Source organism: Planctomycetaceae bacterium, assembly GCA_041398785.1.
Taxonomy (GTDB): domain Bacteria; phylum Planctomycetota; class Planctomycetia; order Planctomycetales; family Planctomycetaceae; genus JAWKUA01.
The window spans coordinates 1-24855 of record JAWKUA010000039.1; the positions used below are offsets into that span (position 1 = coordinate 1).

Annotated in this window: 15 protein-coding genes; 3 read left to right on the forward strand and 12 right to left on the reverse strand. The window is 60.3% G+C overall.

Annotation, left to right across the window (positions count from 1 at the left end):
* Together R3C19_25865 and R3C19_25870 are read left to right on the forward strand one after the other, a co-directional pair.
* On the forward strand, nucleotides 1-2306 hold a 2306-nt coding region (locus tag R3C19_25865), incomplete at its 5' end, for a hypothetical protein (protein ID MEZ6063790.1).
* Entirely contained in the window at nucleotides 2266-4056 is a 1791-nt protein-coding gene (locus tag R3C19_25870) for a c-type cytochrome (protein MEZ6063791.1), read from the forward strand. The genes R3C19_25865 and R3C19_25870, both read left to right, overlap by 41 nt.
* Before the next feature lie 63 nt (nucleotides 4057-4119).
* On the opposite strand, the gene R3C19_25875 is transcribed toward R3C19_25870, so the two are convergent.
* From R3C19_25875 to R3C19_25930, 12 genes are all read right to left on the reverse strand, one after another.
* Nucleotides 4120-4941, reverse strand: a complete 822-nt coding sequence (locus tag R3C19_25875) for an ATP-binding cassette domain-containing protein (protein ID MEZ6063792.1) — start codon at nucleotides 4939-4941, stop codon at nucleotides 4120-4122.
* Nucleotides 4938-5114 carry a hypothetical protein gene (locus R3C19_25880; protein MEZ6063793.1) on the reverse strand — a complete coding sequence of 59 codons (177 nt, stop codon included), beginning with the start codon at nucleotides 5112-5114 and terminating at the stop codon, nucleotides 4938-4940. Before R3C19_25880 ends, R3C19_25875 begins: the two co-directional genes overlap by 4 nt.
* A 50-nt stretch (nucleotides 5115-5164) precedes the next feature.
* Complete coding sequence (locus R3C19_25885; GenBank protein MEZ6063794.1) at nucleotides 5165-6220, reverse strand: ABC transporter ATP-binding protein; 1056 nt, start codon at nucleotides 6218-6220, stop codon at nucleotides 5165-5167.
* A gap of 74 nt (nucleotides 6221-6294) precedes the next feature.
* On the reverse strand, nucleotides 6295-7545 hold the full coding sequence (locus R3C19_25890) for an ABC transporter permease (GenBank protein MEZ6063795.1): 1251 nt from the start codon (nucleotides 7543-7545) through the stop codon (nucleotides 6295-6297).
* Complete coding sequence (locus R3C19_25895; GenBank protein ID MEZ6063796.1) at nucleotides 7542-8522, reverse strand: ABC transporter permease; 981 nt, start codon at nucleotides 8520-8522, stop codon at nucleotides 7542-7544. The genes R3C19_25890 and R3C19_25895 overlap by 4 nt, the downstream gene beginning before the upstream one ends.
* A gap of 71 nt (nucleotides 8523-8593) precedes the next feature.
* Nucleotides 8594-10396, reverse strand: coding sequence for an ABC transporter substrate-binding protein (locus tag R3C19_25900; GenBank protein ID MEZ6063797.1), 1803 nt, complete (start codon nucleotides 10394-10396; stop codon nucleotides 8594-8596).
* A 302-nt stretch (nucleotides 10397-10698) separates the two neighbouring features.
* Nucleotides 10699-12009: a Gfo/Idh/MocA family oxidoreductase gene (locus tag R3C19_25905; protein MEZ6063798.1), complete on the reverse strand. Its 1311-nt coding sequence runs from the start codon at nucleotides 12007-12009 to the stop codon at nucleotides 10699-10701.
* Nucleotides 12010-12237: 228 nt separating this feature from the next.
* Nucleotides 12238-15177 (reverse strand): FG-GAP-like repeat-containing protein, encoded by a 2940-nt coding sequence (locus R3C19_25910; protein ID MEZ6063799.1) that lies wholly within the window; start codon nucleotides 15175-15177, stop codon nucleotides 12238-12240.
* Nucleotides 15178-15209: 32 nt separating this feature from the next.
* Nucleotides 15210-15446, reverse strand: coding sequence for a hypothetical protein (locus R3C19_25915; GenBank protein ID MEZ6063800.1), 237 nt, complete (start codon nucleotides 15444-15446; stop codon nucleotides 15210-15212).
* 170 nt (nucleotides 15447-15616) lie between these two features.
* Nucleotides 15617-17065, reverse strand: a complete 1449-nt coding sequence (locus R3C19_25920; GenBank protein ID MEZ6063801.1) for a DUF1501 domain-containing protein — start codon at nucleotides 17063-17065, stop codon at nucleotides 15617-15619.
* Between the two features lie 5 nt (nucleotides 17066-17070).
* Nucleotides 17071-20049, reverse strand: coding sequence for a PSD1 and planctomycete cytochrome C domain-containing protein (locus R3C19_25925; protein ID MEZ6063802.1), 2979 nt, complete (start codon nucleotides 20047-20049; stop codon nucleotides 17071-17073).
* A gap of 382 nt (nucleotides 20050-20431) precedes the next feature.
* Nucleotides 20432-22180, reverse strand: coding sequence for a VCBS repeat-containing protein (locus R3C19_25930; GenBank protein ID MEZ6063803.1), 1749 nt, complete (start codon nucleotides 22178-22180; stop codon nucleotides 20432-20434).
* A 452-nt stretch (nucleotides 22181-22632) separates the two neighbouring features.
* Here R3C19_25930 and R3C19_25935 point away from each other — a divergent pair, with 452 nt between their 5' ends.
* Entirely contained in the window at nucleotides 22633-24657 is a 2025-nt protein-coding gene (locus R3C19_25935) for a tetratricopeptide repeat protein (GenBank protein MEZ6063804.1), read from the forward strand.
* The last annotated feature ends 198 nt before the right edge of the window (nucleotides 24658-24855 follow it).

Consider the following 24855-nt stretch of genomic DNA (forward strand, 5'->3'; position numbering starts at 1 on the left):
TCGACGGTGACGGAGACCACGACGTCATCACGTCGCTGAATGCTCACGAATTCGGGCTGGCATGGTACGAAAACACGGGCACGAAGGACGGCGAGATTCAGTTCACTCAGCACCTGATTATGGGCGACAAGCCGGAAGATAACGAATTTGGCGTCGTGTTTTCCGAACTGCATGCCGTGCAACTCGCTGACATCAACGGCGACGGATTGCAGGACGTCGTCACGGGCAAGACGTATTGGTCGCACCACACACAAAGTCCGATGTGGGATGCCGGAGCTGTCGTGTATTGGTTCGAACTGCGCCGCGGAGATCATTCCGACGATCCGGTGCAGTGGATTCCTCACCAGGCCGATGACGATTCCGGCATTGGTCGAGGACTGTTCGTCGGCGACATCAACAACGACGATCTGATCGATATCGTCGCCGGAGGCATGAAGGGAACTCACGTGCTGACTCATTCGCGCCGTGAAGTCACGAAGGCCGAATGGGAAGCCGCTCAGCCGATGCCTCGCCGGGAACTCGCCGACGGGCTGTCTCCGGAAGAAGCAGCGGCTCACATGACCGTGCCGCCCGGCTTTCACGTGCAACTTGCCGCTGGAGAACCGATGGTCCATCAGCCGATCGCGTTCACATTCGACGATCGCGGCCGACTGTGGCTCGCCGAAGCATACACCTACCCGAATCGCGCCGAACAGGGTCAGGGCAAGGACAAGATCGTGATTCTGGAAGACACCGACCTGGACGGCGACTTCGACACGCGAAAGGTCTTCATCGAAGGATTGAATCTGGTCAGCGGCCTGGAAGTCGGCTTCGGCGGAGTCTACGTCGGAGCGGCTCCGTACCTGCTGTTCATTCCCGACGCTGACGCAGACGACAAACCGGATTCGCCCGCCGCTGACTGGCAAACGCCGGACGTGCAGTTTCCCAAAGACGTTCCCGCCGGAACCACTGTGCTGCTCGACGGATTCGGCTGGCACGACACTCACGAAACTCTGAATGCCTTTATCTGGGGACCGGACGGCTGGCTGTACGGCTGCCACGGTGTTTTCACGCATTCCCGCGTCGGCAAGCCGGGAACGCCTGACGACGAACGCACGCCGCTTAACGCCGGAGTCTGGCGGTATCATCCGCAGCGACACGAATTCGAAGTGTTCGCTCACGGTACCAGCAATCCGTGGGGAGTCGACTTCAACGAAAAAGGCGACGCATTCATCACGGCCTGCGTGATTCCTCATCTGTGGCACATCATTCCGGGAGGCCGCTATCAGCGGCAGGGCGGCCAGCATTTCAACAAGTACACCTACGACGACATCAAGACGATCGCCGACCACGCTCACTACACCGGCAACATCCGCGATCACGCATGGTGGGGCCATGAACCCGGCATCAACGCCTCCGTCGACGCAGCCGGCGGCGGGCATGCTCACTGCGGAGCGATGATTTACCTCGGCGACAACTGGCCGGAGGAATACCGCGGCAAGCTGTACTTCAACAACATCCACGGCAACCGAGTCAACTGCGACATTCTGGAACCAAATGGCTCCGGCTATGTCGGGCGTCACGACAAGGATTTCCTGAAGGCGAATGACCGCTGGTTCCGCGGCATCAACCTGAAGTACGCGCCGGACGGTTCGGTGTACCTGATCGACTGGTACGACAAGAACGCGTGCCACCGCACCAACCCGGAAATCTGGGACCGCACGAACGGTCGCATCTACCGCATCGTCTACGGTGACCGAAAACCGGAACGCGTGAATCTCGGTGCGATGAGCCGCGCCGAACTGGTGGAATTGCAGCTACACGACAATGAGTGGTTTGTCCGAATGTCGCGCAGGCTGTTGCAGGAACGAGGGTTGCCAGAAACAGAAGCCGAAGCACATCGCGAACTAACAGTGCCACTTTCCGATTTCATTGGCCGTAGTCATGTGACAGAAGGCGCAATTGATGAGATCCCGCTCCACCCAAAGTATGGTCGAAACGTGTATCGGTTCTTCTGGCTGATTAACGTGCTGTACGAGGGACGTCTCGATGTAGCCGCCCGAGAGCGGCTAGACATAGAACAGCTCAAACTGGTGCACGGCTTGAATGACGCGTCAAAGGACACCGAGTTCACGGCACTGCTCGCGTGGCTTGCAACGGAAACGCGACCAGACACCGATCAAACGATTGAAATGGTGACACGTCTTGCAGGAAGCAGCATTGCTCGCACCCGACTTGTCGCGGCATCAGCCCTGCAGAAAATTCCTGTTCATCTCCGCTGGAAGATTGCCGAAGCGGCTGCTCGCTCACGCCGAAGACGCCGATGACCACAACCTGCCGCTGATGTATTGGTACGCCATCGAACCGCTGGTTCCCGCCGACCCGCCGCGGGCGATGGAGCTGGCTCAGAAGTCGAAAATTCCGCTCGTCACTCGCTACATCATTCGCCGAGCGTCCGAGTCCGACGCTACGATCTCGCCGGTTGTCGAGCTTCTCGGCAAGACACCAACCCCCGACATGCAGCAGCTTGTCATGGACGAAATGCTGGCCTCGTTTGAAGGCCGAGTCGGAATTCCGATGCCTCAGGCATGGAACACGGCCTACGACAAACTGGCGAAGAGCGACCAGCAGACCATTCGCGACAAAGCCGATCAACTGGCCATTCTGTTCGGCGATCAGCGAGTCTTCCCGCGCATGCGCGATCTGCTGGCCGATTCGTCGCAGGATGTTGAACGGCGTCAGCAGGCTCTGAACGTGCTGGTGCGAGGCCAGGACAAGGCGTCGGCTTCCGTCTTGCTGTCCGATGCCGTTCTGAACAACGAAACGCTGCGATCGTCCGCCGTGAAGGCACTCAGTACGCTCGGCAATGAACGCGTTTCAGAAACGCTGCTGAATCGTTATTCCGACTTCGACGAAGAAACACGCAAAGACGTCATCAGCACGCTGGTTTCTCGGCCGGCGTGGACCACGGATTTGCTGAACGCGATCGGAACCGGCCATGTTCCGTCAGCGGACCTGCACGCGTATCACGTGCGGCAGATCCTGTCGTTCAACAATTCCGGCATCAACGACCTGCTGAAACAGCACTGGGGCGAAATCCGTGAATCCAGCGCTGATCGGCAGCAGTTGATCGCGGACTGGACTGCAAAGCTGACTCCCGACGTGATTCAGAGTGCTCACCTTGGCAACGGCCGGCGGCTGTTCAACAAAACCTGTCAGAACTGTCACCGGCTGTTCGGCGAAGGAGGCGAAATCGGCCCGGACATCACTGGTTCCAACCGAGCCAACCTGGACTACATTCTGCACAACGTTCTGGACCCCAGTGCCGTCATCGGCCGCGACTACCGCATGACCGTGCTGGTTCTGGACGACGGTCGAGTCGTCAGCGGCCTGGTCAAACAGGAATCCGACAGCGCCGTCACGATCCAGACGATCAACGACAAAGTGGTCGTGCCGCTGAAGGATATCGAAGAAAAATTCCTGTCCGACGTGTCGATGATGCCCGATCGCCAGCTTGACGCGATGACGTTTGCGGAAGCTCGCGACCTGATCGCGTACCTGGGCAGCGAGACGCAAGTCGCCATGTCCGGCCCGCCGTCACCAATCGAAAAAGCAACGGGCAAAGTTCCCGGAGCGATCGAAGGCGAAGGCATGAAGATCATCGAAAAGACTGCCGGCAGCGCTGCCAGCCAGGGAATGGGCGGCTTCCCGAAGGATAAGTGGAGCGGCAACGATCAGTTGTGGTGGACGGGAGCCAAACCCGGCGATCGTCTGTCGCTGGAAGTTCCCGTCTCCAGCGACGGAACCTACGACCTGGAAATCGTGCTCACGAAAGCCCGCGACTACGGCGTTGTCAGTCTGTCGCTGGACGACAAAGTTCTGGACGCCGGCGTCGACTGCTTCAACAACCCGGACGTGATCACAACGGGAGTCCTGACCTACCGCGGCCTGGAACTGAAGAAAGGTGCGCACCGGCTGACTCTGGAAATCACCGGAGCCAACCCGCAGGCAGTGAAGGCCTACATGGCGGCGGTGGACTACGTGCGCGTTGTCGCTGCAGCTGCGGTGGAAGAGTAGAGCAAGTCGACAGACTGGGACCCGGCGGCAACTCCGTCCTTCCCGTCGTCGGCATTCCTGCGGTCATTGCGAGCCGCCGGTGATCGCCGCAGGTTCGGGTTCGATCGCCCAGCACGCGACGCGCTGATTGTTCGGATGGACAATCAGCGGCGGACGCCGCAGGTGGCACTGATGTTCAGCAATGCTGCAGCGCGTCACGAACGGGCATCCGATTGGCGGATGCATCGCGCTGGGAATCTCACCCTCCAGCATGAACTCTTCCCTGCGTTCCGCCGGGTCGTTGATGGGGTTGGATTTCAGCAGTGCCTGTGTGTAGGGATGCTTTGCGTCGCGATGAATGTCGTCGCACGCGAGTTCCTCAGCCACGGTTCCCAGGTACATCACCATCATGCGATCGCAAAAGTGTTCCACGACTTTCAGGTCGTGAGAGATGAACATGATGGTCAGGTGAAACTGCTCCCGCAGGTCCATCAGCAGATTCAGAATCTGCGCCTGCACGGACACATCCAGCGCGGAAACCGGTTCGTCGGCAATCAGGAATTCCGGCTTCACCGCCAGAGCCCGCGCAATGTTAAGCCGCTGCCGCTGACCGCCGGAAAACTCATGCGGGTAGTGATCCTTCGCGTCCTTCTGAAGCCGCACGGTTTCCAGAAGTTCCTCCACATAGCTTTGCGTCGCCGATCGCGACACGATGTCGTGAAAGCGAATCACTTCGCTCAGCATCTGCCCCGCCGTCATCCGCGGATTCAGGGACGAGTAGGGATCCTGAAAGACAAACTGCATCCGCCGCCTAATGGGCATCAGGTGGCGATGACTGAATCGTGTGATCTCGAAGCCGTCAAAACGAATCGACCCGCTGGTTGGTTCGATGAGCCGGATCATCATCTTGCCGAGCGTCGATTTGCCGCACCCGGATTCGCCGATGACGCCCAGAGTTTCTCCTTTTCAATCTGCAGGCTGACGCCGGACACGGCCTGAACCGTGTTCACAACTTTGTTCAGGACGCCTCCGTGGACCGGAAAGTGCTTCACCAGATCTCGAACTTCGATATACGACAAGAGAACGGTTTCCTTTTCTTCAGCGGAATGAACGACGACGCGGCGGCGAGTCAGCCGGTTGGCCGGCGGTCTTTGTGTACCGGAAAGTGACACCGAACCGTCCTGCGATCGGCGAGTCGTTCCAGCAGCGGCATTTCAGATTCGCAGCGGGCCTGGCACAGCGGGCAGCGGTCAGCAAAACGGCACGCCGCGGGCATGCTGGTCAGTGCCGGAACAAGTCCCGGAATCGTCGCCAGCCGCTGACCCTTCCTTCGGCCGCCGGAACGGGGAATGGAATCCAGTAGCGCCTTTGTATACGGGTGCGCCGGATTGTGGAACAGGTCCATCACGGGAGCCTGTTCCACGACCTGTCCGGCGTACATCACAACAACACGATCACACGTCTGGGCGACGACGCCCATGTCATGCGTAATCAGCATGACCGACGTACCGGTCCGCTGGCGAAGGTCGTTCATCAGCTTCAGAATCTGAGCCTGAATCGTGACATCCAGCGCGGTGGTGGGTTCGTCAGCAATCAGAATCTTCGGTTCACAGGCCAGCGCCATCGCGATCATCACGCGCTGCCTCATCCCGCCCGACAACTGATGCGGATAGTCGCGGTATCGATTCGCGGGCGACGGAATTTCGACCATGTCCAGCAGTTCCAGCACCCGCTCGCGCCGCTGCCGGCGGTTCAGCCGGGTGTGATAACGCAGAGCTTCATCAAGTTGCCAGCCAATCGTGAACACCGGGTTCAGCGCCGTCATCGGTTCCTGAAAAATCATCGCGATGCGGTTGCCTCTCAGGTCGCGCATCCGCCGGTCGCTGAGCCCAAGCAGGTTCTCGCCGTCCAGCAGCACCTGACTCTCCTGATCGTAGACCGTGACGTGTTCCGGAAGCAGGCGCATGACGGATTTGCACGTGACGGATTTCCCGCAACCGCTTTCTCCCACGATTCCCAGCGACTCACCGCGAAACAAATCGAAGGAAACATTGCTGACGGCGGTGATCAGTCCGCGATCGGTACGGAACCGCGTCGTCAGATTTCGCACAGATAGCGCAACGCCGCCGGAAGCCTGGTTCGCGTGTCGGGAATTGGCAATGCTGCCGGCGGAAGCTGAAGTCATTTCAAGAGTTCGCGAGACCAAAGGCCGGTGGACTGTGATGTCGGACAACTGTGACACACAGCGACTGTCCGGTTCTAAACATGCCGCGGGTCGAACACATCCTGCAGAGCGTCGGAAACGATGTTGAACGCCAGCACCAGAACCAGCATGAACACCGTCGCTGCGCCGATCTGCCAGAAGAAACCGTTGATCACTTCGTAGCCCGAATTGCTGATCATTGTTCCCCAGCTGGGAACGTTTTTCACACCCAGCCCCAGAAAGCTGAGAATGACTTCCGACTTAATCGCCCCGATGAACAGCAGAGAAAAATTGATCAGCATCAGGTAGGCGACATTGGGCAGCACGTGACGAAACAGGATCCGCAGCCGGCCGAATCCCATGACGGTTGCCGCCTGGACGTATTCCAGTTCGCGGATCTTCAAAGTCTCACCGCGAATCACGCGGCACGGTCCGATCCAGAACGTCGCGATAAACGCCACATACACCGGAAACAGGGTGTCTCCAATCAGCCTGCCGCCCATCCAGTCGGAGAACCGTTCGCTCGTCCACCGGTTCAGACGGTCGTCAATCGCAGTACCGGAAAACACGTGAGCCAGCAGGATCAGCAGCACCAGATTCGGTATGGAAGCCAGTGTGGTGTACAGCCAGGTGACAAGCCCATCGACCCATCCGCCCCAGAGTCCTGCGGCCATTCCCAGCACTGTTCCGATCGCGACCGAAGCCAGTCCCGTGACCGCACCGACCATCACAGCAATCTGAATCGCATAGACCGCTCGAAAGAAGATCGATCGTCCCTGGCGATCGGTGCCCAGCAGCAGCGCCGCTGACTGCCGGAACGCATCGAGCGACTCCAGCGGTTCGTACAGGCGATCGACTTCCGACTCCAGCGCCTGAATTTCGGCAGTCAGTGACTCATCCGAAAACTGTTCGTCACCCAGCTTCCGATCCAGTGCATCCAGTACCGCGAAACTCCGTTCCGTTCTTTGCGTGAATTCCGCCACTGAAAGTTCCGCGGGACGACGGTACCCCACGCGTTGAAGATCCTGGATTGCCTTTTGAGGGTCGGGTTTCTTCAGGGCGCTGTCGATGTATTGAATCCACCACTCGGCTTTCATCAACCGATCTTCCGCGGGCGGCGTGATGTAAAACCCCGGCACATGCATCGGGCCGAACCTTGCCGTTGCCGCTTCTTCGTTCACCGGCCAGCCGATCAGCAACAGCACCGCCACTGCGAAGTAAACAAGAATCACGAATAGCGATGCCACGGCCAGCTTGTGTCGCAGAAAACGCCGCTGAAACCGCCGATATGCGGACTCCCGCGTCATGACAACCTCACACGGGGGTCCACAAGTGCGTAAAGAACATCGGTCAGCACATTGCTGGCGATGTAGATCCCGGCAAAGATCGCGGTAAACGCCTGAATCACGGGAAAATCATTGTGTTCCACTGCCAGAATCAGACGCAGTCCCATGCCCGGGATTCCGAAATAGGTTTCCAGCAGAAAGCTGCCGGTGATAAGAAACGGCAGCGTGATGACCACTCGCGTGATGATCGGAATCATCGCGTTCTTCAGCATGTGAACAAACATCAGCCGAAGACGCCCGACACCCTTGGCCACCGCCGTGGTGATGTAGTCGCGCCCCGTTTCTTCAACCATGACAGCCCGATAGAAGCGAGTGTCATAGCCCATCGCCACGACCACATTGATCAGCACGGGAAGCAGGCAGTATTGAGGCCAGACGCGAAACAGATAATCGGAAACGGTCGTGTCCCTGTTGACATCGTAGCCGTGGATGGCGAATACCTCCCGTCCCATGATCCGCTTCAGTTCGAAGGCTCCGAAATACTGACCCAGAATTACATAGGCCAGAAAACTGATGCTCATCCCGAACACCGCAGTCACCATCAGCGTGCGGTCGGGCCAGCGACCGCGATACCAGGCGGACAGGATCGCCACCGATATCGACAGCAGCGTTGTGATGACCAGAGCCGGCAGGGTGATGGCCAGACTGGGACCGACAGCGTCACGAAGCAGTTCGCCGACTTCAAATCCCGGGTAATCCCAGCTCTCTTCATCGAATGACAGCGTCACCACGCGCCCGACAAACAGGGCGTATTGAACGATAAACGGTCTGTCCAGGCCCATGGCCTTCCGCTTGTCGTGAATCTCTTCCTGTGAGGCGTTCTTGCCCAGGTACTGATAGACGGGGTCATTGACGCGCAGCGCCAGCATGACAAGCAGAATGATCCCCAGATACACGGGGATATTGTACAGAATCCGTCGGAATACATAGGCCCACATGGAGCTGCTTTCGACGAGTGGTCAGGGCTTTAGAACAATATGGCTTCGCGGAACACAGGCGGACACACGGATCACCGCAGGGATTCGTCGATGTCCAGATACTTGTACCAGTTGTCAAACACTTCCACGGGTTTCATATTCTTCAGATGTGGGCGCACCACGTAGAACCGGGTTCTGGCCATGGACCCGGCACAGGGACAGTCTTCCAGAACCATGTCCCGCATCCTGCGGCAGATTTCTGTTCGTTCTTCTGACGGCGACATGCTGAGAATCTGTTCGTACAACCTGTCATAGTCAGGATTCTGGTAATTGAAATGATTGCTGCCCGGTGATTCATAGGGCCCGTAGAACAGCGCCAGATTGTTTTCCGCGTCCGGATAGTCGGATCCCCAGGCGAACGAAAAAAAAGGTGCCTGTTTGCGGTCGACGGTCTGCATCAGCGTGGAAAAGTCCACCAGGTGTTCGCGAATGCGGATATTGACCCTGGACAGTTGCTTTTTCAGCATTTCCGTCTGTTCCGCATAATTGCGACCGCGTGCGACGTAGTAGTCAATCACCGGCAGACCCCTGCCGTTCGGATAACCGGCCTCTTCCAGTAATTCCCGCACGCGTTCCAGGTCAGGTCCTCGAAATGAAACCGGGGCAGCACCATTCGGCGGGTGTCCGGCCATTCCCGGCGGAATCGGACCGTCATAGACGACATTCAGACCGTTGTAGAATGACTGGTTGACTTCATCCCAGTCCTGAGCCAGGCAGATGGCCTGGCGCAGAGCCTTCTTTTGCGGGGTGTAGCCTCCCAGCAGTTCGTCGTCCATATTGAAGCCCTTGAAGATGAAGTCCAGCAGTCTCACCTTGTAGCCGGTGATGCCGCTGTCCTTCATGGATCGGCGCAGTTCGTGAGTGCGCGGATTGAAGGCTTCTGGATAGTTCTCGGCCGGCACCTGGCTATAGTCGAGACCGCCGCTGCGAAAGACCAGCCAGCCGGGCTGGTCCTGAACAAAGAAGATTACGTGAATTTCATCCAGAAACGGCAGCCGCCGCCCGGCCGCCTGAGTTCGCCCGGCCGCGACATCTTCGGGCATATGTTCCAGCGGATAAAAGCACTGGTGGTAATTCGGGTTTCGGCGATACGTAATGCTGACACCAACCTTCCAGTCACCGTCCTTCATCAGGTAGGGACCTGTTCCCACGGGATGCCGTACGAATTTTTCGCCATAGAACTCCACGGCTTCACGCGGGACGATGGCTGTCTGGAACATCGCCAGAGTCCACAGAAAGCGGCTGACAGGCCGAATTAGTTCGACTTCAAAATGATGGTCATCTATGATTCTCATGCCGGTAACGGGAGCGTTGTAGTCAAACCTGTCTGCTTCGTTCTGAATGTCGCGGTACTCGTCGAACCCCAGGATCGTGTTTTCCATCAGCCACCACGACTTGGATTCCGTGTTCCTGTCGGCGATTCGCTTCCAGGAATAAAACACGTCGGACGCTATCAGTTCGCGGCCGATTCCGTCGGGAAAGCACGGGTCATCCTGAAACCGGATTCCCTTTTTCAGCGTGAAGCGGTACGTGATGTTGTCGTCCGTTTGAGGCATCTCCTGCAGCAGCAGCGGTTCCAGCTCAAAGGGTCGCACCAGATACTTGTATTGCAGCAGCGGTTCGTAGACCTGACTGATGCAGCGGTTTTCATAGACGCTGGAGCCGCGTACGGGATCGAAGGTCTTCGGGCCGTCCGACCGCAGCGGAAACCGGCCGACCTTCAGAGTGCCGGAATCCAGCCGCTGCTGATAGGCGTCACGAAACGCCAGCTCGTCGGCTTCTGTCCACCTGCGATCCGCTGTTTCAACGGTGGTGATATCGGATGCCGGTGCCACAGGCTCCGATTCGGCAGCCGTGATGAACGTAGCCGATGTGCACAGCACGCACGCCCGGACGATTGCCGAAAACAACAGGCCACAGTTGCGATGCAAACAGCGAATCATGACCACCCTGGAACGCTTTCACAGGTGATGAAACTGATACCGTCCGCGAAAGGTAGGCCCCATGCACCGCAGCACGCAAGGTCATCTGACGAGTCGCCGTCCGTGCGGACCGTCAGACACGCAGCGCCCTGGCTTCGAAACGGCATCACGTTTCGGACAACAGACGGGAACGATCGGGTCACGTGCGCAGAGGCTCACGCTGAAGCGCCGCGGGGGGTTGCCCAGTGGTCGTCGCGATATGTGCGACGCACCAGTGCGCTGGCTTCGTCGTCACCGGAAATCTGTTCGTTCGTACTGTCGAACTGCAGCACGCGACCGGTCCGCGCGGCGATGTTGGCCAGGTGAACGACGGTTGCCGCCAGGTGTCCGGCCTGAATGTCCGCGTGCAGCGGCGCGTCGCCGCGAATGGCGTCCAGGAAGTTGTTGTGGTGAGCGACCAGGTCAGCCGCCCCGCTGCGTTCGGCGATGAGCTGATTTTTCGGCCCATACAGCCGCCAGCCGACGGTGTGTCCGCAGATCAGCATTCCGTTTGTCCCGTACCAGGCCGCTCCGTTTTCGTAGCCTTCCTGAACGTAGGGGCTCCAGATGCGCTGCTCGAACACAAATTGCCTGCGCTTGCCGTCCGCGCCGGGGGCGTATTCGAAGACCGCGTACTGCGTATCGGGAAACTGCTGATCGTCGTCGAAGAAATACTTGCCGCCGAAACATGCCACACGTTCCGGATGCTGTTGCACGGCCAGTCCCCACAGCGCGACGTCGATGTCGTGGACGCCGTCATTGCCGATGTCGCCGCAACCGAAGTCGTACCACCACCGCCACACGCTGTGCAGCAGGTTCTTCTGGTACGGAACCATCTTCGCCGGTCCGACCCAGGTGTCGAAATCGAGTTCCTCAGGAACCGCCGAAGGCTGCACATGTCCGATGGAACCGCGGCGCTGGCTGTTCCATGCCTTGGCGACCAGGACCTCGCCGATCTGGCCTTCGTGAACCCGCTGAATCGCTTCACGCACGCAATCGGTGCTTCGACTTTGCGTGCCGACCTGCAGCAGCCGACCGGTGCGTGCCACGGCGTCGGTCATCAGGCGACCTTCGCGAATGTTGTGACAACAGGGTTTCTCCACGTACACATGCTTGCCGGCATCCAGCGCCAGGATCGACGCGGGACCGTGCCAGTGATCCGGCGTCGCAATGAAGACCGCATCGACGCGTTTGTCGTCCAGCACGTGCCGGAGATCGCCGGATGATTGCGGACGCTTCCCGGTGGTGTCCTGAACATGAGCGGCCGCTTTTTCCAGCCGGTTCCGATCCACGTCGCAGACCCACGCGATTTCGACATCGTCGCGGCCCGCCAGATTCTTCAGATGCGATGTTCCCATTCCGCCGGGTCCAATGATGCCGACGGTCACTCGATCCGACTGCGCCGCTCGCGCGATGCCGCCGGAGGTTGCCGCTGCCAGCATGCCGACACCAACCTGACCAGGAAACTTCCGACGCGGTGATGCCATGAGGTTGCGCCCGTGACTGAGTCCGATGGGATGATTGCGGTTGAAAACACAATCGGCCCATGCGGATTTCCCTGCGGCTCGCGGATGAATGAGATCTCGGCTGTCGCACGCCTCAGCACGTTTCACCGGCTGGCCGCCGCGGTGAGTTTCCGGCAATTGGCCCGGCAGACTCCCTCGTTCCGCGGCAAAGCACGCTGACATCGGGATGACATATTCCGACCGGCTCTGCTACGGGGTTGCGAAACTTCGCGCCGTCAGCGGACGATCGCGGCCTTCGACCAGGACGATTTCCTGATCGGCCGCCAGGTTCTCGAATCGCTGCACGCGACCGCTTTGCCAGGTAACGACAAGTTCATCGGCCACGGGTGATCGCCCAAGCCCGAACCACAGCCTGCGTTCGTTCGAAACCAGATAGCCGCCGGAAGCCGCCAGTTGTCGCATCAGTGTTCGGTTTCCGGCGCGCACTGTGGCGACAGTGCCAAAGGCATCGCGGTTTGACTGAGTACCGATCAGCCGGATAACCAGCCGATGATTTTGCGCCGGCGTCTGATTGCTGAGCAGCGTCAGCGGGGAATGAATGTAGGAAACACAGAAGTCCTGCCGGCCGTCGCGGTTCCAGTCCAGTTCTGCAAGTCCGCGACCCAGCCCGCGAAAGTGAAAGAAGGGACCAAGTGTTTCGGCGGAAACTTCCGCGAACGTCCCGTCACCCAGATTGGCCAGAACCTGACTCGGCATCAGGTCGCGTTCGTCATCCGCTCCGTCCGGCGGAGGAGGAATGACGTGGCCGTTGGTGGCAACCAGATCTTCCCAGCCGTCGTTGTCTACATCGATGAACTGCGATCCGAACCCCAGCACGTTTGCCGTCGGCAGATGCAGCCGCGCCCTGCGGGTTTCGTCCAGAAATACCCCGCTTTCGTGCTGCAGAAACAGCGTGTCCGGATCATTCATGTAGGTTGTGACGAACAGATCCAGCCGGCCGTCACCGTTGGCGTCCCCGGCCGCGATACCCATCGAAGCGATGGCGCTGCCGTTGCCGTTGAACGCCACGCCGGCAACGACCCCCTGCTGTTCCAGTGAAAACTCCGCAGGATCCAGGGCGTTTGTGTTGCGGAACAGAAAATTGGGCGTGGAGTCATTTCCCACAAACACGCTCAGCCGCTGTTCGCTGTGAAAGTCGGCGACGATCAGACCCAGGCCGTTGCCGGTTGCGGAACTTACGCCCGACGATTCGCTGATGTCCTCAAACGTTCCGTTACCGGAATTCCGATAAAGCCGATTGCGAGCGGGCGGAAGGCCGTCCGGCGTGCAGCCGATTTCCAGCCCGTCGCGCTCACAGGGGTGATTGATGACGTACTCCCGGTCGAGATAGTTGACAACAAACACGTCCGGCAGTCCGTCACCCGACAGGTCGACGATGGCGGCACTGGCGGACCAGTCGTTTCCGTCGATGCCTGCCGTCGCTGACCAGTTGGAAAACGTCCCGTCGCCGTTGTTATGAAACAGGCTGTTGGGACCGAGATTCGTGACGTACACATCCGGCATGCCATCGCTGTCAAAGTCACCGATCGACACGCCGTGGCTCATGAATTCTTCGGACAGTCCCGCCACTGCGGTGACGTCATCGAATGTTCCTCGCCCGGTGCTGCGGTACAAGCGGTCCAGCGGCCGGCTTTCCGGCTCGGCGGCTCGCCAGAACGTTCCCTGAGCGACATACAGGTCCGGCCAGCCATCGCCCTCGAAATCAATTACTCCTTCACCGCCGCCAAGAGTTTCGATGACGTGTCGCATACGGTCGCGTTTGGTCGTGCCGTCAACATACGTGAAGTCGATTCCGGCAGACGCCGCGTCGTCGGAGAACCGCCATTGGCTCAGCCGGTCGTGAGATCCGGACGGCGGCGTGCCTTCAGGAAGGTCGGACGCTGGCGGCCAGTCGGGCAGCGCGAAGTTCGCGGCATTCAGTCGCAGCGCCGGCTGAGCGTCGCGGGCGATCAGTCCTTCGGACACGTCTAGCAGCGGAATCTCCGTCTCCAGAACTCGGCGCGTCCAGACGTCGGTGCCTGGAATCCGTTTCGCAATGTGAGCCCAGCCGGCCGCTTCCCAGTGCCGACCCAGTTGCTGAAGCAGTTCCGTCACGGCCCGGAAGTTCGCGGAATCCGGCGTTTCCTGAAGCAGATTCAGTTGCTGATCAAGTCGAAACAGAACCGGGACCAGCGCCGAAAACTCCGCCGCGCGATCCGTCTGTCCAAGTTGCAACAGGCACCCGCTGATCTGATGGTTGGCGCCGGCATAGTGGGGCGACCGAATCAAAGTCTCCAGAAAGCAGCGAACCGCCTCCGGCAATCTGCCCTCCCGCCGCGCCTGCAGTCCGCGAACCATCCAGATTTCCGGATGCTGTTCGTGCTCCGGCGTTACGGAATTGTTCCAGCGCAGAAACTGATCGCGATCTCCCGCATCCACGATCAGTCGACCCAGCCGCGCCCGTGGCTCCGCCAGCCGGGGATACCGCCGAACCAGTTCTTCGAGCACGGCGCGTGCACCTTCATCACGGCTTTCAATCAGATCGAAGCGGAGCCGTCCCAGTTCAATCAGCGCATCTGCGGGCGGATCTGCATTCCGCAGATCCTGTAACGCCGGATCAAGCCGGAAGTAGCGTTCCGGCGACGAGACCATGAACAGCTCATTCCCGCTGAAGTCTCCACGGAACAGCAGTTGCGCCAGAAACGGGACGGATTCCTGAACACGTCCTTCGGCCTGCAGCAGGAACGCGAGACGTCGATGGGCTTCCAGGTTTGATGGATCCCGCTGCAGGACGTCGCGAAAATGCCGCTCCGCCTCGTCGACCCGGCCGCGCGCCAGCAGATTGGTTCCTTGTCGCAGTTTCGCTGAAACCGCATGACGGCTGGCTGGCGGAACCCTGCTTAACATCGCATCGGACAAATCGAAGTCTGCGATCTCCGCAGCAGCATGCCCGGCCAGCAGCAGCGCTGCCGACGAATTCGGCGACTGCTGCAAGGCTCGATTTGCGGACGCCAGCGCGGCGTCGTAACGGTGAGCCGACAGGTTCCTTGCCGCGGAACTGACGGCCGCAGAAAGATCTTCGGGGTTAAGCGCAGGACACAGAACCAGCCAGACACCAATGACTGCCGCGGCGACAAGGACAGTCCGCACGGTTCGATCCGCGACATTCACCTGCCGGCAGTTCATGTCTGCCGACTTTCGATCGCCCGTTCATCCGACGAACGATGACCGGGAACTCCGCAACGGCGTTCTGTCAAAATCCCCCAGATTAGAAACCCGGTCCCCAGAAACAGCGCCACGATGCTTCCGGGAATCAGAACCTGCACGGCCGCTTCCTGATTGGGAAACGCGATCATGCAGGAATGAGCGTAGCACTGTTCGGCCACCAACAGCAGAATTGCTCCAGTCACAGTGCGCATGGGAATGGCCCCGAAATGCTTCGCCCGCCGGGTGCATCAACCGGAAAAATTCAGTTTCTGTACGTTATCGCAACCATTATCAGTGGGCAAATCAGGCGTCCACGGGCGCGGAGGCGGACGTCGCAGTTGAAGATTTCCCGGGCAACTCCGCTTACGACACCACCGAACGTTTACGACAGAATCTCCGAGATCACGCGGCCGTGGACGTCGGTTAGTCGGCGGTCGATGCCGGCGGTTCGGAATGTCAGGCGCTTGTGGTCGATACCCAGCAGGTGCAGCATCGTGGCGTGCAGGTCGTAGCACCAGGTTTCGCCTTCGGCTGTCTGGTAACCCATGTCGTCGCTGCGGCCATGGCTGATTCCGGATCTGATGCCGGCTCCGGCCAGCCATGTCACGAATGAGCCCCGGTTGTGATCACGGCCGACGCTTCCCTGAGCAAACGGCGTGCGTCCGAATTCCGTGGTCCAGATCACCAGCGTGTCTTCCAGCAGGCCGCGGGATTTCAGATCTGTGACCAGTGCGGCAATCGGCTGGTCGACGCTGGCGGCAATGGGTGGCAGTTCGTCAACAATGCTGGAATGATTGTCCCAGTTGTTGGTGGCTCCCTGCGGGCCGCTCCAGACCTGGACAAATCGCGTGCCGCGTTCGATCAGCCGCCGGGCCAGCAGACATCGCCGGGCGAAATCTTCTGTCACGGGGTTATCCATGCCGTACGCTTTTTGAGTCGCCGGGGATTCCGCCGCGAGATCGAACGCTTCCGGAGCGCTGAGCTGCATCTTTGCCGCCAGTTCGCCGGCCGCGACGCGTGCTTCCAGCAGCGAATCGTAAGGCCGATCCGAGGAATACCGCCGATTGATTTTCTGCAGCAGCGAGACGGTGTCCGCATCGGCATTTCCTCTGGCGAATGGAAACGCCGGATCCGCAGTCAGGTTGGGAACGGGAGTCGGACTGGCGGCGTTGACCACGGTTCCCTGATTGCGAGACGGAAGAAAGCCCGCGCTGAAGTTTGCCTTCTGGTTGTAAGGCAGGCCGCGCGGGTCGGGCAGCACGATAAACGATGGAAGGTTGTCGGAAAGATCGCCCAGCGCGTAGGTGATCCAGGCTCCGCAGCACGGAAATCCGGGCAGCGTGAATCCCGTGTTCATCATGTAGCTGGCCGGTCCGTGGACATTCGTCTTTGTCGTCATGGCCATCAGAAATGCCAGGTCATCGACGATCTTCGCCTGATGCGGAAACATTTCGCTGACCCACTGTCCGCACTGGCCGTGCTGAGCAAACCGGAACGGACTTTTCATGACGGCACCGGCTTCGGCCACGAACCCTTCCGGCTTGACTTTCGGACCGAGTTCCTGGCCGTGCAGCCGTTCCAGTTCCGGCTTGTAGTCGAACGTATCCATCGGGCTTGCGCCGCCGTTCATGAAGAGCTGAATCACTCGGCGAACTCTGGCTGGATGGTGCAGCCCGCCGTTCAGGTCGGAGTTCCGCGGACCGTCATCGGCAGCGTTCTGTGCATTCGCGAATCCCGGCAGACAGGCCAGCACGGCGGCTCCGAATCCGCCGCCGCAATGGGTCAGCAATTCGCGCCGCGAACAGAACCACGGGTTGAGGAATGGACTCATGAGTGTTACTCGACAAACAGGAATTCACTGCTGTTCAGAAGCAGCCGGCAGACAGCTTCCAGACCGTGTTCATCGGCGAGCTTCGTGAGGCTCTGCAGTTCCTCAGTGGTCGGATCGCGCAGCCAGACCCGGCGAACCGCCTGGCGAACTTGATCGTCACGCGACGGCGCTGACTGTTCGGCTCGGCGAGCCATGTGAGCGGCGTGGTGCAGGACGAAGCGGTGATTCAACAGCACCAGTGACTGCAAAGCCGACGCCGACGATCCCCGCACGGGAGCCAGCAGTCCCAGATCAGGAAAGTCCAGGGCATCCATCAGCGGATCGGGAATGCCTCGCCAGACGACGCGATAAATGCTGCGGCGCGAGGCTTCTTCGCTGTCCAGATCGAAGGCATCGTAATCCAGCACCGGCGTCAGTTGCGGTCCCGGACTTGTGGTGAAGTGAGCGACTCCCGGACCTCCCATCCTCAGGTCCAGCCGACCGCTGACCGCCAGCACGCAGTCGCGGTAACTGTCGGCGTCACGTCGTCGTCGCGTCATGCGCGCCAGCAGGCGATTGTCCGGATCCACCTGCTGCAGATCCGAACGTTCGGCCGACGACTGCCGGTACGTCCTGCTGGTGCAGATCAGCCGATGCAGGTGTTTCAGACTTCCGGCCTGCGATCCGGAATCGTCATCGGCGGAACCACAGCCGTCGCGCAGTTCGCAGGCCAGCCAGTCCAGCAGTTCCGGATGCGTGGGCAGACTTCCCATGCGGCCGAAATCATTCGGCGTATCGCACAACCCCTGGCCAAAGTGATAGTGCCAGACGCGATTCGCAATGCTGCGCCAGGTCAGGGGATTGTTCGGATCGGCCAGCCAGTTCGCCAGAGCCGCGCGCCGCGCGGATTCGTCGCCTGGTGACGGCAGCTCAAACCGCGCAGGCAGAGCCGTCACGGCCGACAGGGCTCCCGGCGGAACAGCCTCGCGCGGCTTTTCGATGTCACCGCGCGTCAGCAGGTGAATCTCGCGCGGAGCCGCAAACGTGATCACACCGCGTTCGTTCTCCGCGGTCGCCGCGGCCGCGTACACCTTCACCGGCGCGGGAAGCTTCTGCAGTTCGTGTTCCGCCAGTTGCCGCAGCACTTCCGACGCCAGCAGCAACCGCTGTTCGGAACTGCGGTCCTTCCTCGGCAGCGCCAGCACGGCTTCCGCTTCCGCCGACAAAGCCACCAGCGACGCCGGTTCTTCCGACGTCGCCGACAGCCGAAATCGGCCGATCAGATGGCCGGAACCGTGAACCTGCTGCAGTGTGATCGCCAGGCGAACGTCGCTGTCCATGACCAGCGGTTCAGTCAGTTCAAACACGGCGTGATGCGGAACACTCACGGCCGGATGAATGCCCCACGCGGTCGCCGAGTTGCCGTCGACCGCTTTGTCGATCGACCAGTCCGTCTGATTGAAGTCGGCTGTTGCCTTTTGAATGTTGATCAGCCGCCCCTGGTGTTCGCCGGATCGGAACGCCCGCAGTTCGAATTCGTTCAGATGCAGGTTGCCGTTGTCCATGCGGCCGGGACCGTTCATCGGCAGGCTGTCATCGCACAGGACGTCCAGCCTGATCGCGGTCACCGCCGGCAGGGTCGTCGTGGTGGTGACAACGACGGTGTCCCTGTCCGGTCGCCTGCCGCCGGACAGGATCGACCCGTCGTCCAGCCTGGTCAGATCCGCGCCGCCGGCGGAAACGAAAACGTCCGCGTCCAGCGGCTGCCACACGGAATTCGCCGGCCGCGTTTGTTCCCACGCCGCGACTCGGGCGAGGTTGTCTTCCGAAAGCAGCACCGCCGCGTCGCGCTGTTCGGCGGCCGTGATCAGCGCCTGCCACCGAGTTCGGTCGGCCGCAACGCGGGGATCATTGTCAAACGGAATGTCGCCCTTGCCGATTCCCGCGAACACAGCCTGCAGAGCGTAGTAATCGGCCTGCGTGATCGGATCAAACTTGTGAGCGTGGCAGCGAGCACAGTTGGCCGTCGTGCTGACAAAGGCTCCCATCGTCTGAGTCACCAGGTCGTCACGGTCCAGATATTCAAACGACATCAGAGCCGTGCTGGCGGCGCTGTGGTCGTACGGACCGGCTCCCAGAAATCCCAGCGCCACTGTCAGTTCCGGGTTGTCGGGAAAGAACACGTCGGCGGCAAGTTGTTCCCGAATGAAACGCGGCCAGGCGGTGTCGTGATTGAAGCTGTCGATCACGTAGTCGCGATACCGCCACGCGTTGGGCCGAAACACGTCGTGTTCGAACCCGTGCGAATCCGCGAAATGCACCGTGTCCAGCCAGTGCCGCGCCCAGCGTTCGCCGTAGTGCGGAGAATCGAGCAGCCGGTTGACCAACGCGTCCCAGGCATCGGAACTGCTGTCGGCGATGAACTGTTCCGTCGCGGCCGGTGTGGGGATCAACCCGTGCAGGTCATACGTCAGCCGGCGAATGAGCGAACGGCGATCCGCTTCCGGCGACGGACGCAAACCTTCCCGTTCCAGTCGCGCCAGGATGAATGCGTCGACGGGATTCGCCGCATCATCCACGGGAACTTCCGGACGAATGAGAGGCCGCAGCGACCACCAGTCCAGCGCCTCGGCATCCGCCGACGATGACGGAAGCTGAACGCGCGCGTCGTGCGCACCCTCCGTGACCCAGCGCACCAGCACGGCGATTTCCGAATCGGGAAGTTTCTGTTCGGGCATCCGAAGGTCCGGATCGACATGCCGCACCGCCCGGATCAACAGGCTTTGATCCGGATCGCCGGGAACAATCGCCGCGCCGCGGTCTCCTCCGGTTTCCCAGCCGCCGCGATAATCAAGCGTCAGTCCGCCTTCCATCGTTCCGGACGAATGCGAATGGCACTCGTAGCAGCGCTTCGCAAGGATCGGTTCCACGTCCGAATCGAAGAACGAAGCGTCTTCGGCTGAAACCGCGCATGACACCCCAAGAAAGACCAGCATGCTCGCCATGCAAATCGCCGATGACTTCAAGCCCGCGCGTCCATCGCATTCACGTCGCGCGCCAGCCCGATTCGCACGTGCGCCAGGCAGGCCCGCGCGTGCGACATGCACGTCTGCGCGCGCGGCATTCAGGTGCGCGCCATCGTGAGCCGTCACACGCGCCGTCACCGCTCGTCCCAGGGACCGGTTCTCAGCCGACCTTCTGTCGTGACGCTCTGCCATGACCGAAATACCCAATCGATCAGGAATATATGGTAACGATCACGCCGGATTCACTCAGATTCGACCGCGGACGCGCCGCCGTTCCGAGATGTTGAGTATGGCAGCCTGAATCTCAGTCTCCGGCAATCCCGGCGAACCGCATTGATTCATACAGCCGGCTGGCGAGTTGTCAGGGGCTTGCGCTGACCGCGGCAGCGGCCGGACCCGTGGAACCGCCGCCGGACTCGGACGCGTTCCAGAAGATCTTCAGCAGCGGCTGAGTTTCGTCGCCGTCTTCGTAGAAGCAGCCGGCAACGATATCCAGACGGTTATCGGAATCCAGGTCGGTGACCGCAATCGCAGGATAGATCGGTCGGCCTCGTTCGATCGTGTGTCGTTCGTAGGTACCAGGCCGGACCTGTTCGAGCCAGATCAGCGCGTCCAGCTTTTGCGGATCCGTGTTTCGGGCACTTTTAGAAGGCAGCAGCGCGGAGGCCACGATGTCCAGATCGCCGTCACCGTCCAGGTCGCCCGGGAGAGCACGATGGACGCCGGGCATGGCGGTCAGTCGATGAGCTTCAAACGGCATCGGCTCGTCTCGCCAGGAATTGGATTGCTTTCCGTCCTCTGTCGATGCTTTCGCAGCCGCTTCCGCGGACGCCGCGTTCAACTGTCCCTTGTTTTCGAGCCACCAGATCCCGTGGTACGGCTTCACCAGGTTGGAATCAAACGTGTCGCCGTTTGTGTACAGGAAGTCCTGGTCTCCGTCGGAATCCAGATCGACCATTGCAATCCCGCTGGTCCCCCACGATGGATCCGGCGCCGCGTAAAGAACCACGGGTTGGAAACCGTCGGGAGCATTCAGAAACGCGACGATCTGTTCGTGTTCCTGACTGATCGACGCCACGAAATCCAGCGTTCCGTTGTTGTCCAGATCGACCGGCACGATATTGATCGTGCCTGCTCGTTTGTCGATGAGCTGTTGCGAAAACACCGGTTGTCCGTTGGTCAGACCCTGATTTGTCAGCAGGTGGATGCCGCCCGTTTTTCGCCAGCCGAATTCAGCTACGATCAGATCGGGCAGATTGTCTCCGGTAAAGTCGGCGACGCAGACGTCCGCCACACGGCCGGCGCTTCCCAGCAGAACTTCCGGCGTTCCCGGCGTTTCTCCCATGCCATCGGGCAGCCGGACCAACTGACCGCGATCGTGGTCTTCGGGAATGTAGCTGCCCAGATCTGTGAACAGCAGATCGTCAATTCCATTGCCGTCCAGATCAACGGGCCGAACGGCCACCGGATTGTGAGCGATCCGGTTCCGGCTGATTCGCACAGCAGCAGCGTCGGCGGCGTCCGCGCCGGACGCACGCGTCACGGCCAACTGCCCGGCAGCCCCGGACCTCATGTCACTGTACCAGATCTCCGGTTTTCCCCCTGAGCCCGGACGAATCTCGACGAACGATACCGACGGAGGCGTTCTGATGGACGGAACAGAAATCGAAACTTCCTGAACGTCGAACGCAACTGAGGCTGAAGGATTTGCCGGAAGCTCGGGGATCTCAAATTCCACGGGAGCGTAATCGCGATAGAAGGCGGACACATCCTGTGGCAGCGGAGCGGTCAGGTCCGTTCGGCCGGACTGATGATAGAAGTCGAATCCGCGGCGGACCTCTTCATACCATGCGTCCTTGGGGAAACTCTGAGGCAGCGGGACGGCGTGACACGCGCCGCAGAACTGCCCGATATCGGCGGCTCTGTCGTCGCGACGCTTCAGTTCGGCAAACGTCAATCCCGAAACTCCCGACCCGGCCGCGGACGATGAACCGGACGCGCCGCCGGGAGTATCGCCGGAATCGCAGCCGCTGACACATAATGCAACGCACCACAGCCCCGCATGCAGCAAAAGAAATTCAACGCCGCGAATTCTGCCTGTTCGATTCACTCGGTTACTCCGCCATCGGTCGTGATCGTCCGGTCCCTGCAACTATAGCAATCGCCGGCAGCACGGCCAAAGTGAACCGCCGCTCCGGCCGCCTTTCCTGCGCGGCCTTTCCTGCGCTGCGCGCATGGTCTGCCGTGCCGAACACCGTGCGTCTACTCGTTATCTCGTCAACTCGTTCCAGGGCTCCTGCCCTGGAACGCCATGCCTGGCAGGCTCTGCCTGCCGTTCATCGCGGAGCCCCGCAGCATCGTTCGACCAGCCTGCGCTGTCCGCGCAGCCCATTCGAAGCCTGGCGCCGGGCCGACAGGCAGGCCGCCATCTGACGTTTCGACCCCGCGTTCGCATCACGAGCTGCGCGTCTTCGACATTCCCGTCGGTTGTTGGCTATCCTTTACAGGCGATGGCCTGCGGTCGAAGTATCGATCTCGCAGCCGAACGAAAGAACCGCTGACATGACCACTTCATCGCAAACGCCTGGAACCGCACCGTCCGGTGATGCTCCGTCGCCAACACCCGGCGGAGGTGGCGGTCTGCGTCCATGGATGACGGGACTTGGTGCCATCGTCGTCGTCGCGATCGCTGCGGTAGTGTTCACGCAGCAGGCTCCGGAGCCCCGCCGGACAGACCGTGAAGCGGCCGATACCGGCGTTGACAGGAATACGGCCGCCCCGGAATCCGATCTTCCGTTTATCGACCGAAATCCCGGTTACCGGGGCATTCAGAGTTGTGTGCCCTGCCATCAGGAACGTGTCGCCGAATTTCAGCAGACGAATCATTTCCGGACGTGTCGAATTCCCCGGGTCGAAGATATGCCTCCGGCGTTTTCGGATTCCGGCATACAGTTTTCTGCCAGGTTTCCGGACACGCGGTTTCGATTGCAGCAGATCGGTGAGGAATTCTTTCAGACCACGATCCACGACACAGCAAACGGTGAACAAAGCCTGCTGACTCGCATCGACCTGGTCTACGGAGCCGGCCAGACGGACGACATTTACCTGGCATGGGATGACGACGACCGCATGCACGAACTTCCGATTGCGTGGCTGTGGCCGTTTGGCCGCCTGGGAGCCAGCCATTTTCTGCACGAAAACGGGACCGGAGATTATTCGCGGGCGATGACCGTGCGGTGTCTGGAATGCCACAGCACCTGGGTTCAGTACGAACCGGGAACCGTGAATCTGTACCGGCGATCCACGGCACTGGTCGGTGTCACGTGCGAAAACTGTCATGGTCCCGCCGACAAGCACATTGCCTGGCACGAAAGCCACCCGAATTCCGAAATCGCGGAAGCCATTATTCTGCCGAGTGCTCTGGACCGCGAACGGCGGATTGAAGTCTGCACGCATTGCCACAGCAACGCCGTCACTCACCGCCAGCCTCCGTTTTCCTGGCAGCCCGGTGAGCCGCTGGATGAGTACTACCGCACTCAGATCATTTCGAACCCGGAAGACGATCACGTCGCCAATCAGATTCCGCATCTGAGGCAAAGCGCGTGCTTCATCAACAGCCCGGAAATGACGTGCATCACCTGTCACGATCCGCATCACCGTCAGCCGGCCGGCCGGTCAAAGTCGGAATCGTGCATGCAGTGCCACGAACTTCATGACTGCGGCGAACAGGCCCGGCTGCCTGCTGACATCGCGGGCAACTGCGTCGACTGTCACATGGCGCGACGCATCAAGATCAACGTGAAGTTCGACATGGGCGATGACAACTTTGTTCCCGCAACGTCGCGTTCACGCCACGACATCACCATCGATCCCGTCGCGCGCGACGAAACGCTGCTGAAGTGGCATCGGGCGAATTCTGACCGGGACGGCGAATCCGCTGAAGTGGCGGAACTGACAGGACGACTGCTGCAACACTGGCGGGCTCAGGCGGAAGCTCATGAAACGGACGACCGGTTTCTGGCCGCCATCGCGGATGTGCGCGAAGCGATCGTCGTCCGCGATTCACCGGAGCTGCAACAGGAACTGAAGCGACTGGTGGAGATTCAGACGAAGCTCTACGACGACTGGGGACTGGCGCTGCATCTGATCGTGAACAATCGCCTTGACGAAGCGCTGGCGGCGCTGGACAAAATCCTGGCGGTGCGGCCGAATGATGCCGAAGCACACAGCAAAGCCGGCACGATTTACGCGATCAGGGGACAGGTGGAACAGGCGACTCGCCATCTTCAGGCCGCGACGGAAAACGATCCGAACAACGCTGAAGGGTTCGGAGTTCAGGGCCGGCTCGCCTGGATCGGCGGACGGTTCCAGGAAGCGTTCGACTTCTGGAAGCTTGCCGAAGAGATCGAACCGTTCAATGCACAGATTCAGTTCGATCTGGGGCTTGCTCTGCTGCGGCTGAACCGACCGTCGGAAGCTCTGGAATACGTCCGGCGAGCGAGTTCCATCGACCCGACTCGGGACGATATCCGCGACGCATTGAATCAGATGGAAATTCGCTCCGGCGATTCGCCGCAAACCGAATGACAGGGGCCTCCGGGACATCGGCGACCGCGGCCGTTTCATCGTCGAACCTCCCTGGCTTCGACGGGAGCGGACAAGCCCGGATTATTCACGGGTTGGTGCGACGGGACTCCGATCCTGTCGAAATGCAGCGACGGGGATCGGAGTCCCGTCGTACAGTGTGCATTTCGCCGACTCGACATGACCAGCGTTTTCCAGACG